The following is a 12,940-nucleotide window of genomic DNA, read 5'->3' as shown; positions in this document are numbered from 1 at the left end:
GAAGCTGCTCTCTTGGCCCGATTTTGTGCTTCTCGTCTTCTTCGTCGCGTTTCTCGCTCTTGCGCTCGCCGGATCGCTTTCCCCGACAGACGGGACAAGCACCGTGGGGGCCGCGTTCATGCCTCCGAGCGCCGAGCATCCTTTGGGCACCGACGGGCTTGGCCGCGATGTTTTGGCGCGCCTCATGCATGGCGGCGCGCACCTTATCGCCGTTGCCGCTGTTTCCACCGCCGTCGCCGCTGCCGTGGGCGTGGCTCTCGGGTTCGCCGTGAGCGCGAAGGGCAGGTTCGCCGATGTGTTATCGTACCTGCTCGATCTGCTGCTGGTCATTCCTTCGATACTCGTGGTCATGGTTCTTGTGTTCGGGCTTGGTTCGGGAGTGGGGACGATGATCGTGGTGACCACGGCGGTGTCGGCACCCTACATAGCCCGGTACACGCGCTCGCTCGTTCGTCCCGTGGCCGCATCGCCTTATGTGACGGCGGCGCGTCTTTCCGGCGATTCGGCGGCGAAGACGGCTGTGCGCGAGGTGCTTCCGAACTTGGCGGTTCCCTTGGCAACCACGGTGGGCATGAGGTTCATCAACTCCGTCTATCTTGTTGCGACGGCCGCTTTTCTCGGGTTCGACCCCCTCGGAACGGGCTCCGACTGGGGAACCATGATACAGACGGGCGTCACGGGCATCAGCCTGAACCCGTGGGCCGCGCTTGCTCCCACTATCGCGATTGCCTGCATCACCATATCGGGCAATCTTCTGCTTGATCGAATAGGGAAAAGGAGCAACCTGTGACGAACGGATCGGACGCGATTGTCGAGATAGCGGGCCTTTCGATTGCAACTCTCGGGGGTAAACGCGTTATCGACGATCTGTCGATAGAGATTTTGGCCGGAGAAAACCGCGCTCTCGTCGGAGAATCGGGGTCGGGCAAAACCACGCTCGCCCTCGCGCTCATGGGACGCATCCGCAGCGGCCTCGTCCACGAGACCGGAACGATCTTCGTCGACGGGGCGGACGTGCTTTCTCTCAAAGGCTCATCGCTGAGGCGCTACCGGGCGGAAACGGTATCGTGGCTGTCGCAGGACCCCGCTCTCTCGCTCACGCCCCACATGACGGTGCGCGCGCTGCTGTCAGAATCCGTCCCGATGGACGACGAGGACGCGCTCGGCTTGCTTGGCAGGGTGGGCCTCTCGGGCGTCAAAGGGCTGCTCGACCGGAAGCCGCGCTCGCTTTCCGGAGGGCAGCGTCGACGTGTGGCCATCGCCAAGGCCATCGCGTCGAAACCTCGCGTGCTTATACTCGACGAGCCCACTGCCGGCCTCGACGGAGCCACCGCCGATGAGGTCGTGGCCACCATCAAGGGAATCTGCGCCGAATCGGGAATGAGCGTCGTCGCCATCACCCACGACCTTGATGTGGCCGGCAAGTTCGCCGAATCCGTCACCGTCCTCAAAGAGGGCTGCGTTCTCGAAACGGTTTCGCATTCCGAGCTGATGAACAACCCTGGAACCGATTACGCCCGCAAACTCGTTGACGCCCAGCGGCTTGAACGGCGTCCTGGCGATGAAATGGATTCATCCGCCGGTGCCCCTGTGTTTTCAGCATCAAGCTTCGATGTCGTGACGCCCGACGGCAAGGTTGCAACGAGGAATGCCGCGTTTTCGATCAATCATGGCCGGGGGCTTTCCCTTTTCGGGCCTTCGGGGTCGGGCAAGAGTACGATTGTCAGGGCCATCACGGGAGAGCGCCCTGCGGAAAGAGGTTCTGTGGCGCTCGATTTGGGCGATGGGGGTATGCATGTTCTCGCGCCCTCGTTCAAGGATCGGTCGCAAACCGAGCTTGCCGCCGTGCAGATGGTGCCACAGGATCCTGCGACAAGCCTCAATCCCGCGCTTTGCGTGGACACCCAGCTTTCTCGCGCCGTCAGGCGGGTGCATCCTCGCTGGTCGAGAAAAGAGGTGAAGGAGCGGGTTTCGGAGCTTTTGGCCTTGGTGCGTTTGCCCGATGAGATCAAACACCAGTATCCCCGCTCGCTTTCGGGTGGACAGGCCCAGCGCGTCGCCATCGCCCGGGCTCTCGCCCATGAGCCCAAGGTGCTTGTTTGCGACGAATCGACCTCCGCTCTCGACCCCACCACCCAAAAGGACATCCTCGATACGTTGAACCAGCTGAAACGAGACGAGGGTTTGGCGCTTGTCGTTGTCACCCATGCGGAAAGAGTGGCGCGCTACACCTGCGAGGAGGAAATCGCCGTGCCTTTCGAGGGTTAGTGTGGCGATCTAGACGCTGGATTGTCTGTTGTTGTGCAGCGTTTCGACTAGAGCAGTGGCGACTTGGGAAACATCGTCCATGAAGTAAAAATGCCCTCCTTGGAAATGCCTCATCTCGAAGAAGCCTGTCGTAACGTTTGCCCAATCCCTCATTTCATTCTCCAGAGCTTCCGGATCGTCCTTCCCTAAGAAAGCCGTAATGGGACAGTCGATGCCCATCTCATAATTTTCTGTAGGAACGTACTCTTCTATCAGCTTGTAGTCGTTCCGAATGATCGGCAAAAATATATCGCAGAGTTCGTCTATCTCGAGCACCTCGGGAGATATTCCGCCTACGCGAAGCAATTCTTCCCTAAATTCGGCATCGTCATAGAGGTGGACGTGGGCCTCTCTGATGCTCGAAGGAGCTTCTCGGCTTGATACTATCAAATGCGAAGGGCCATGCAGTTTATCCAGCGCTGCGATTCGAGCTGCTTCATGGGCAAGGGAGGCCCCCATGCTGTGTCCGAAATAGGCAAAAGGTCGATCTTCAAAATATGCGGACGCTGCTTTGGCGATTCCCTCTGCTACAAACGAGAAATCGTCTACGAGAGGCTCCGATATTCTATTTTCATGACCTGGATAGCAAATAGCGTAGACAGGAAGTTTCCTGCGAATCTCGCGTGCGACAGATCTGAATGCATTGGGTCCTCCGCCCGCATGGGGCACAAATACCAAAGCTGTTCCTCTCGCTTGCTCTTTCTGATTGAGATCGACTATCCAATTGTTCACGCTTGTCCTCCTAGGAGCGAGCCTACAAAACGTCTGCAAGAAAAAGCCAGCCAGTCACGAGTACCTGCTGAACAAGCGCAAGGCAAGTCATGGGAGCGCCAAGCTTCATTACGGTCTTTTCGCCGTACCCAGCAAGCTCCATGCCAGAGGCAATCGGTGCCTGATGCATCGAAAGAAAAAACTGGCTGGCAATCATTTGGTATGCGATCAGAACAGCGCCCGCATCGCTTACGCCCAATCCCGCTACATCGCCGAATGATATCAGTATGGGAAAAATAACGACAGCGGTGGCCAACACTGATCCTATCAAAGTATGGATGGCCAATGATATTGCTGATATAAAAATGACGGTTGACAGAATATCGCTTGGTAAAGAAGCTGGGAGCGCCGTATCGGCAATCCACTGGCTCATACCTGTGGCTTCGCCTACAGATCCGATCGACAACGCACAGGTGAGGAATACAAGAGTTCCCACGGGAACGTCTGCAAAAGCTTTTGCGTCAAGTACTCCGATTCGAGGTAGGAACATAAGCGATGTGAGAAGCATAGTTCCCCACGCTATACCTATTCCCATGAAAGGGTAAAGCAACCAGAATGCAATCATCAGAGAGAGCCACAAAGCCATCTTCTTTTCTTTAGGGCTCAATCTGCCAAGGTCTTCTAACGAAGCGCGGCTTTTTACCCCATCTACAAAGACCTTTCCAGACGGCTTAAACACTCTTATAAACAGAACTGTCACTAAAAATAAGTAGATGATGTTGGGAATGCCTATAGTGCTGAACCAGCCAACCCAGCTCAACCCTAATTCGGAATATTCAACAACGAGTGTATTGAGGGCTGGTTCCGAAGTCAAAAAGATAAGTGTCGTGGGAACTGCAAGCGCAAAACATGCAAAATTGATTACAGCGGCATCCGTCTCAGATACGCTATTTTCTTTGCACACTTCTTTTGCAACTGCCAATATGACGAATGTTCTTGCAAAGGCGCTTGGAATGATCAGTGCGAACAACAGCTCTATGACGGCTATCGCTGCAATGAGCGATTGAAAACCTTTGACTTGACCGGATGCGCAAATACTCAGAGCTGCTCTTCTAGCAAGTCCAGACCTTTCAACTCCAGAAGCTATGAGAAACGCGCAAAGCACCAGCCATAGACTGCCTCCTTCGTTCGTCCAGCCAGAAAAAACTGTTAGCGGATCAGAGGAGTTCGTGATGAGCAGTAGCCCCATATACAGCATGCCCGTAATTGGGGCCGGCATCACTCCGCTTGCCCAAAACGATAAAGCACCGAGAGTGAGAGCAAGCTGAATACGTGCTGGGCTTTCCAACTCCGGCAATGGAAATATCAAAACAAGAAGCCCAGCGGTCAAACCTACCGAAGCAACAATGCCTTTTAAATGAAGCTTTCCAAATGACGCTGTTCGCTCGACTACCATTAACGACGTTGCCTCAATTCGCTTGGGGCACCTAAGGCCGAAGTAAACTCTTGCCAGGCTAGGCATGCGGAAATCTGGAATTGGGTTGTGGCAAGGGAGTTGCGCTCTCCAAGTCTCTCCGAGAGCATATTGGCAATCCCCTTCGGCCACTGTTCAGCGAGGATAGAATTATATGTTTCTGCTCTCCTATGAAGAACGTTAATACTTGCGCTTTCGACGGTTGAGAGATTCGAGCTGTCGGCTGCTGCCTTTCCGACATGAAACCGTGGCGTCCAAAGAACATCTCCGTAAACGTCGCATAGGGACAGAATGCCTTTATCCGAGCAAACGTCCATCCGCATCAGGGCTATGGCATTATTGTCTGGGTCACTGGAATCCATTTCGTTTTGGAATCGAACGGAAAGGGGAATTCCTCCTACTTCTCCGACTAGGATGTCAAAAGGACCGGCATCTGCTATCTTATCCAATCTGAAAGGATGCAAGCTTCCGGCCACTTTCCCAACCACCTCTACAAAAGGGTATGCTACTTGTACGCATGTAGTCACATCTATGCTTAGCAATTCGTGTTCCTTGCGAAGGGAAGCTGCGGCATCAATGAAGCGCTTAACCGAATCGAGATATGGATAGAAACCGTTAAGCATGAATTTGCAATCATGTTCTGCAGCGCATCTGGTCAGCTCAAGAACCTCGCTGCTATGCATGGGCTGCTCTTGGATTACGTGAATGCCCTTCTCGAGGAAGGAGCGAGATATTTCAACTCCATCTCCTCCAACCATGGCTGATCTTACCACGACACAAGCAAGATCTATGTTTGCCGGAACGGCATTAGCCCCTTGATACAGAGGAACTCCGTATGATGCAGCCAAGGCGGCGCTTCTCTTGCTCCCCCTGCCTACAATACCAGCCAGCTCTACATCGTCGGCAATCTTAATGCCCTCGGCATATACGCTTCCGAACGTGCTCCCCACAACCACGGCTTTCATAACTCGCCTTCCTCGACTTCAAACAAAGACTTTGACGGTGCAATTTCGATTCGAGCACTCTTAGACAAAGATAGAATTCCGTATATCGCCAGTTCTGGATCAAGCAGATCGGGCAAGTTGTATACGCCATTGGGGATGCTCCCAGCAAGGAAACTCTCTATGGCATAGCATGCCACTGCTGCAGTTAGCTCATAGCTGTCGGCCGATTTAACAATGTAGGCCATTTCTCCAGAAGTTGCAGCCAACGTATAAAATGCCTGTCTACCCATAGCATCGATGGATGCGGCTATGCTGATTTTCTTGCTTGCTTCTTCGAGGCTCTGGGTTTTCGACAACTGTGCGTCGACAAGAGCCTTGCAAAACAGATCACCTACAAATACGTTATACCATTCAAGTCTTGGAAGTGCCTCCTTCTCGGCTATGACTCTCGCCTCTTCTGACAAAAAGGCTCTGCAAAACGACCCTTCGGGAAAGCAAGAGGGGGCGGGGGTTGGATCGTGGTCAAGTTCGCGGACTGCGCCGCTACGCCACATGGAGCCATTGTTGCCATATCCCGACGTATCGGACATGCTCAAAACTAGATCCGCCGCAGCACCCAGAGAGATATCTTGGACTCCCCCGGCAAAGCCAACAATATCCTGTCCTTTGTTTGCGGAAATAGCCATCTTTAGTAGAAGACCCGAGAGCCCCGGCACCATTCCTGCAGAAAATACAACCGGTGTTTCCGCCGATTCGTCAGCTAGGGTTTTGCACAGGTTTTCGCAGCCGGCAACGTCAAAGTATGCAACGCCTGAGCTTATGGCGGTTCTTGCTGCTGGTTCGCTCAGTAGATACGCGGGGCCAGCGCAGTTGACCACAGCATCGCATCCATCGAGAAATCTTGACAAAGAACTAGGGTCTGTCATGTTGACGATGAATCCGGCCGAGCGAGAACCGAGGCGAAGCTCGTACCCCTTAGCTTTCAGCATGTCGGCAAGCAGTGATCCAACATGCCCGCTCGACCCAAGCACTCCGATCATCGAAGCCCCACTCTCTTTGCGACATCTTTTGCGTGTTCTCCGGATATGCAGGTAAAGTGATCTCCTTCTATATCTTGGGTGTCTATCCCCATGAGGGCGACGCTGTTCCAGAAAACCGTTTCATCACCACCGATGTTCTTGAATAGCCCCATTCTTCCACTGTCTCGCAAAAAGTGGATAGGGCCAAGATAGGGTTTTGATTCGTATTCCATTACTGCAATCAAATTATGTTTGAACGTCCTGTAAATTTGGGTCAATCTTTCTACGACGTTGCTATCGGCGGTCACGGTTGAAAGTATCCTACGCATGCGCTCGTTCGAATCTAGGGAGGCAATCTTCTTCAGTTTTTCGACAACAGGGCCTTCACCATCGAGAAGATCCAATACTCCGGGGTGTCGGATCTGGGCATCAGCGATTGCGTTGGCGAAGGCTTCGTCGTCTTTCGGATACCCGAGGTCTTCAGTTGGGGCATTAAGTACGCGAGCAAAAGCATACTCAATCATTACGTCTTCGGTGATTTTGAACGGGAACCCATATGAGCTGATGACAAAGAGATCGGCAACGGTTTCTCCCTGCTCCATCAGGTTTCTTGCAATCTCTGTTGCGATCAAACCTCCCATGCAGTATCCCACTATCCTAAAGCTGCATCCATTCCATTCCGAGAGGCGGTCGGCATACTCTCTTCCGAGGGTTTCTATAAGAGATCGGGTGTCATAATCCAAGGCTTTTTGCATGTCGGGCATTTGCACACCGATGATGAGTTTGTCACCCGAAGCGCTAATAAGGTCGCGGTATGGGTCAAGAGTGCCTGTTCCGTCATGCACCAATACGTTAACGACGCCATCTCCGTTTCCGTCTTTCAATACGACAACAGGCTCCATCTGCCCTTTGGGCGCGGCCTTTTCTGCTTCTTCTGTACTGGAGAGCGCGAGTGCGAGTGAGCTGACCGTTGGGCTTTCCATCATCTTTCTCAAAAGCCACTCCCATTCAAGCTCAGCCGCTTCGTCTACGTTCTTCTTTATCTGGGCTGCGAGTTTGGTGGCCAAAAGCGAATCGCCTCCAAGCTCAAAGAAGTCATCATCCCTCCTGACGCTATCTGCTCCGAGTACTTCAGAAAACTCTACAGCTAGGCGTGCTTCCAAATCGCTACGGTAGCTGTCTCTCTCATCTCCGATGCCCGCAGTTTTCGACTGCGTTCTTCCGAGCAGTGGTAGGCGTTTAAGCTCGGCTCTGTCAACCTTTCCGTTTCTCGAAAGGGGAAGGGTGTCGATTATCCCAATGGCTTCAGGAATCATGTATGAGGGAAGGGTTTCTTGTGCGGCTGATACCACATCATCGACCGAAAGCGCGGCTATATCAGCCTTTGCTTGTGCGACTATCAGGTGCTGGCCAAAGAGATCCGGTTCTTCGTTCGTAGGAGAGCAGTCCGTCAAGCCAAAACCTGCTTTTGCGAGGATTCCGCTCCATTCGTCGAGGTTAAGGAATACCTTGCTGGTTCCTGCACGCAAATCCGAGTACTCCATCCCGAGGGCATCTTGGAAATCCATGCTGACCATAAGGGGAAAGCTCTCGCGCGTGGCCTCAATAAAGGCCAAAATGCCTCCCGGAGAAAGAAGGGATTTGATTTGCCCCAGCCCTGCAAGGACATCGATGCAATTATGGAGTACGTTTGCGCCTACGATGAGATCAAATGAGTTGTCTGCAAGTCCCTGAGTTCTGGCATCCTTATTGACATCGTAGATGGCGTAGCCAATCCAGTTTTTACCTTCGTAGCGATTTCGGGCTTCAGAGAGGAAGAATTCAGAGATGTCAGTAAAAAGATATGTGCTCCCCGTTCCCTCAAGCGCATCGATGAGCGAGTCGCTGCTGCCTCCCGTACCGGCCCCGACCTCAAGAACTCTCAACCCACCCTTGATGCGCGCAAATTCCGAAACCATGCTAACTAGTGTGGAGTTGAGAGTTTTGGAGGCTAGGTTGTCCCTGTAGGTTGAAGCGGCTACATCAAAACCACCTTCGGGAAAAAGTATGGATAAATGATCCACTTTCCCCGACACGAGGCCGGATAAGGAATCTATGCATGTGTGCAAAAACGACAAAAGCCCTTTGCTGTACTCGACTTTCAGTTCCAAGGATTCGAGCTGTTGCCATAAAGCTTCAATGTCGCCTCTCTTATAATCGTCCGAGAAGCAAAACGAGTCGCCCTTTGCATTGAGCGCTTTCATGTCGACGAGAGACTTCGCCCATCTCTCTAGGAGCCTTCTGTTCCTCTCTTTGGCATTGAGTCCATGCATCATGTCATCCATTGAGAAGCAATCTTTGCTAACGGCATCTGCTATCAAATTCATCATGGCCGACAAGCAGACCTCGTCAACTTTGCGGCAATACTCTGCAACTTCGTTGACAGCCATTTTGCTGAAGCGATCTCTCATACATTCTTTCATGGCGACCGTAGATCTCTTGAACAAGGATTCTGCCTTGTCGGGATTGACCTTTTCGGCGATGACTGCGGCGAGAAGATGCTTGTCGGTTTTATCGTTGTCGACAGCAAATGCGACAGCCTTGTCCACTCCCGGTGCCTTTTCTAAAGCGGCTTCCACTTCGCCTAGCTCGACGCGGTAACCCCGTACTTTAATCTGCTGATCTGCACGCCCGAGAAACTCGATGTCGCCGTTTTCCAGGTATTTGCCCATGTCGCCGGTTCGATAGCATTTCACTCCATCCCGCATTATAAAACTCTCGGATGTTCGAACAGGGTCATTGAGGTAGCCCGAAGCAAGGCTCTTTCCGCTAATGATGATTTCACCCGGAACGAGAAGAGGCAGCGATTCAAGTTCGCGTCCTACGATATCAAACTCCTGGTTGGCAAGAGGCTTTCCGTAGGGAATGCTTGCCTTTTCCGAATCCGATGGATTGATTTCGTGGAAGATCGACCAGATTCCTCCCTCGGTGGCACCGCCGAGGCTCACCATTTTCAAGTGAGGGATTTTATCTGCGATATCGTTGGGTAGAGAGACGGGTATCCAGTCGCCAGACAAGAGAGCGAGCCTCAAGGAAAGAGAGGGTACATCCGGAGCCGTATCAAGGTAGTAAGAAAGCATTTGCATCTGCTGGGGGACAGAATTCCATATCGTTACCTTGCGTTTAACAACTACGTCGCACCAGCTCGACGGATCATTAAGTGATGAGGGTTCGGGGAAGATAAGCTCTCCTCCGACGGAAAGGATTCCAAATATATCATATATAGCTAGGTCGAAGGTTAGCTCGGCCAATCCGATGATCTTGTCGCTCTGCCTAACGTTGAATCGAGAATTTATGTCGGCGATGGTGTTCCACGCGGCGGCGTGGCTCACCGCCACCCCCTTCGGCACCCCGGTGGAGCCAGACGTGTAGATCACGTAGGCTTCGTCAGATGGCAAAGTCCGATCCTCGAAGTTAGCGGAAATGTCATCGCTTAGGATAAGGTCGATATCCATAGCCTCTTCTTTGCCGGCCAAGTCAAGCCTTTCGAGGGTTTCAGCTTTGGCGAGAACCGCGCCCACTTCCGCATTGCCCATAACGGTGTCGACTCTTGATCGAGGATGGTCAGGGGATAGAGGAATAAAGGGAGCGCCGGCAAGGCTGCAGCCGATCACCGCAACTACTTGTGCAATGCTCTTCTCAAGAATGATCGCAGTCCGAACTCCTCGCTTTAACTTATGGGCCACTTTGAGGGAAAGCGCCCTCAGCTCCGCATATGTCACAAACTCATCTCCCAATCGCACGGCGGGGAGCTCTGGATGAGAGAGGGCTGTCTTCATAAAGTCTGAGTGGAGGGTACTCGACACTATTTCTTTGCCGGTGTCGTTTGCTGCGATACGAACAAGTTTCTGCTTTTGAGGTAAATGGACTATTCGTGTCTCTTCCCATGTCGCTTTGCTCGAGGCAAGACTTCTAAGGGTCTGTTCGAAGGATGAAAAGGCATCTGAAACCAGACCGTCAGGGAAGACTCCAGCGCGCTCATCCCAATTGATTACAAGAGACCCATTCCACTCCATCGCTTGGCAGTCAAGCCATACTTGGGGGGTTTGTGAAAGTCCGCCGATGACTCGAGAGCCACGAAAGAGGCTTGTTTCACTCAAGGACGATCCTCCGCGTAGGCCGATGCTGCTCGTGAAAACGAACGGCATGAGCGCCCCACCGCCCGCACGTCCACGTCGTCGCGCGATCTCTCTCAGCACGGAGACTCCGGAGAAGCTTCTATGTTCAAGATCCGACCATAGCTGTGATTGCGCTGCACGAGCGCGGGAGAAGAAGGGCGCGCGCTCGTCACGAATCAATCCCAATAGGCTTGACATTGTGAAATCACCGACCGTACGCATGATTCCAGGAATGTCATCCCCCCTGTTCAACATTGTCATATTGATCGTGAAATCCGATGATTCCGCCCACAGCGCCAAAGTGTCCGAGAATGCAGCGACCAATGCAGCTGTGGGGGTAACCCCTTTCTCTGCGCTTGTGCGACGGAATTCTGCCCATTCGTTATCGGTAAGGCTCATCTGGTGCCTAATGAATCTAACTCCCGTTCGCACGTCAGGATTCGGCCCCATGGGAAGCATAGGGGCGGGAGGCAATTCGTCAATGCGTGCCGACCAGTATTCCTCATCTGCTTTTAGAGAAGGGCTGGAAACTCCTCGGGTTTTTGCATCCATGACAAAATCTCTGAAGGAAATCTCGTCGCTGCTATCTAGTTGCTCGCCGTCATATGCCCGAGCCAGATCATTGAGGATTATGGTAATGCTCAAAAAGTCACAAAGAGCCAAGTTGACTGATATGTGGAGGATTGACTTAATCCCATCAGTACTCACTTTCAGTTCGTACGGATGGACCGAGGTTGCATAATCCTTGTGATCCATGGTTCTACGACATTCGGAAGCGACCTCTTCTAAGCTTCGCGATTCGGCTTCGACGAATTCAATCAATCCCACATCATATTCTTCCAGCACCTGCTGATAACCGTCTTCAGAAATGACCGAGTGAAGTACGTCATGCCGAGCCACCACTTTTCGCCATGCGTTGTTCAATCGCTCGAATTCAACGCCTCCCAAGCTAATCTCCATGTACCCTTGGCATCCCACTCCGCCGTAGGGATAAGCTTCGCTCTTGCCAAGCTGATAAGCTTGCTGTATGTCTGTAAGAGGATAAGGATCGTACCTTTTCTCGGGCTCGCGCTTTATCGGGCGAGGTTCGTTGAGGGCTGCGATTACAGCATCCCTGTTCTTCTTTATCAGGTTAGCCCTTTCTACCGTCATGGCTCCAGATGGCGCTCTGAATTTTAGCTTTCCGTCCTCGACCCATAAACGTATTCCCGCATCTGCCATCTCTTCAAGAAGGCATCGGATCTCGTCCATCATAGGGTTCCCTCCTCATATGTGTCCCCGCATGTCGTATCTATCTTTTGGCAGATTCCGGCTACAGTCGGATCGGATATAAATTCTTGAAGTCCAATTTTGAATCCAAGACGCTTTTCCAAAGCGCTCGTCATTCTCATGGCCATGAGGCTGTCGCCGCCCAGCTCGAAGAAGTTCGACTCCCTTCCGACGGGCCCCGCATCGAGCAGCTCCTCCCACACCGACGCCACGGCGCGCTCCGCTTCGGTGGCCGGTTCGGACAGGGAGGATGCGGACGGGGCCGCTTCGGGGGCCATGCCGGCCAAGGCCTTTCGATCGACCTTCCCGTTCGCGCTCAAGGGCCACTCGTCTAGGACCGTCACGTCATGGGGGACGAAGTAGGAGGGAAGGAGCCCGGCCACGCGGGACAGCACCCCGGCCGGATCCACGTCAGCCCCCTCGTCGGCGACCACGAACGCATGCACCACCGAGCGCTCGCGCTCGCCGGCCACGACGGCCACGGCCCCCTTCACCCCGGGGCATCCGGCCACGGCGGCCTCGACCTCGCCCAGCTCCACCCTGTGGCCGCGTATCTTCACCTGCTGCTGGGAATCCTTGCGACCGAGGAACTCCAAGACGGCTCCGGGCCAGTAGCGGCCCATGTCCCCCGTCCGGTACCAGCGCCCCCCGTCCTCGACGAAGGAGGCGGCCGTCTTCCCCGGATCGCCCAGATACCCGTCGGCCAGGCTCCCCCCGCCGATCCACAGCTCGCCGGGCACCCAGTCGGGGCAGTCGAGGCCGTCCTCGCCCACGACGCGGAAGGACTGGTTGGAGAGGGGCCTGCCGTAGGGGATCGAGCTCCACGACGGATCGACCTCCCCGACCTCGAAGTAGTTCGACCATATGCCGGCCTCGGTCGCGCCGCCCATGGCCACGAGCAGCACCCCCTCGGGCAGCTTCGAGCGCAGACCCAGCGGCACCCAGTCGCCGGAGACGAGGGCCAACCGCAGACCGGCCGCGGCCCCGGGGCCGTCGTCGAGCATCACGTCCAGCAGGGCGGGGGCCGAGTTCCACACCGTCACGCCCCGGGACGAGACG

Annotated in this window: 8 protein-coding genes; 2 read left to right on the top strand and 6 right to left on the bottom strand. The window is 54.0% G+C overall.

Going from position 1 to position 12,940, the window contains the following annotated elements; translation table 11 throughout:
* Positions 1 to 103 precede the first annotated feature (103 nt).
* The gene (locus ACMO6A_RS04785; RefSeq protein WP_418470845.1) at positions 104 to 790 is read left to right on the top strand and encodes an ABC transporter permease; all 687 of its coding nucleotides are present in this window, start codon (positions 104 to 106) and stop codon (positions 788 to 790) included.
* On the top strand, positions 787 to 2,268 hold the full coding sequence (locus tag ACMO6A_RS04780) for an ABC transporter ATP-binding protein (RefSeq protein ID WP_114518396.1): 1,482 nt from the start codon (positions 787 to 789) through the stop codon (positions 2,266 to 2,268). The genes ACMO6A_RS04785 and ACMO6A_RS04780 overlap by 4 nt, the downstream gene beginning before the upstream one ends.
* A gap of 9 nt (positions 2,269 to 2,277) precedes the next feature.
* Here ACMO6A_RS04780 and ACMO6A_RS04775 read toward each other — a convergent pair whose 3' ends face one another.
* The 6 genes from ACMO6A_RS04775 to ACMO6A_RS04750 form a co-directional block, all read right to left on the bottom strand.
* Positions 2,278 to 3,039, bottom strand: a complete 762-nt coding sequence (locus tag ACMO6A_RS04775; RefSeq protein WP_227791252.1) for a thioesterase II family protein — start codon at positions 3,037 to 3,039, stop codon at positions 2,278 to 2,280.
* Positions 3,040 to 3,061: 22 nt separating this feature from the next.
* Positions 3,062 to 4,474 carry an SLC13 family permease gene (locus tag ACMO6A_RS04770; protein WP_227791253.1) on the bottom strand — a complete coding sequence of 471 codons (1,413 nt, stop codon included), beginning with the start codon at positions 4,472 to 4,474 and terminating at the stop codon, positions 3,062 to 3,064.
* Entirely contained in the window at positions 4,474 to 5,457 is a 984-nt protein-coding gene (locus tag ACMO6A_RS04765) for a Gfo/Idh/MocA family oxidoreductase (protein WP_114538496.1), read from the bottom strand. Before ACMO6A_RS04765 ends, ACMO6A_RS04770 begins: the two co-directional genes overlap by 1 nt.
* A complete protein-coding gene (locus ACMO6A_RS04760) occupies positions 5,454 to 6,476 on the bottom strand; it encodes an NAD-dependent epimerase/dehydratase family protein (RefSeq protein WP_009608947.1) in 1,023 nt (340 codons plus the stop codon). Before ACMO6A_RS04760 ends, ACMO6A_RS04765 begins: the two co-directional genes overlap by 4 nt.
* Positions 6,473 to 11,866, bottom strand: coding sequence for a non-ribosomal peptide synthetase (locus ACMO6A_RS04755; protein ID WP_114538495.1), 5,394 nt, complete (start codon positions 11,864 to 11,866; stop codon positions 6,473 to 6,475). The genes ACMO6A_RS04760 and ACMO6A_RS04755 overlap by 4 nt, the downstream gene beginning before the upstream one ends.
* Positions 11,863 to 12,940: non-ribosomal peptide synthetase (locus ACMO6A_RS04750; protein ID WP_418470844.1), on the bottom strand; the 1,078-nt coding region annotated here is incomplete at its 5' end. The genes ACMO6A_RS04755 and ACMO6A_RS04750, both read right to left, overlap by 4 nt.

This window comes from Eggerthella sp., assembly GCF_048329335.1.
In the GTDB taxonomy this organism is placed as follows: Bacteria; Actinomycetota; Coriobacteriia; order Coriobacteriales; family Eggerthellaceae; genus Eggerthella; species Eggerthella lenta.
This window is presented reverse-complemented; position numbering and strand designations above follow the sequence as displayed.

Bases quoted from the DNA above. Each gene is read 5' to 3' on its own strand.
- ACMO6A_RS04760 (WP_009608947.1), bottom strand. From the start codon at position 6,476: ATGATCGGAGTGCTTGGGTCGAGCGGGCATGTTGGATCACTGCTTGCC.
- ACMO6A_RS04765 (WP_114538496.1), bottom strand. From the start codon at position 5,457: ATGAAAGCCGTGGTTGTGGGGAGCACGTTCGGAAGCGTATATGCCGAG.
- ACMO6A_RS04770 (WP_227791253.1), bottom strand. From the start codon at position 4,474: ATGGTAGTCGAGCGAACAGCGTCATTTGGAAAGCTTCATTTAAAAGGC.
- ACMO6A_RS04755 (WP_114538495.1), bottom strand. From the start codon at position 11,866: ATGATGGACGAGATCCGATGCCTTCTTGAAGAGATGGCAGATGCGGGA.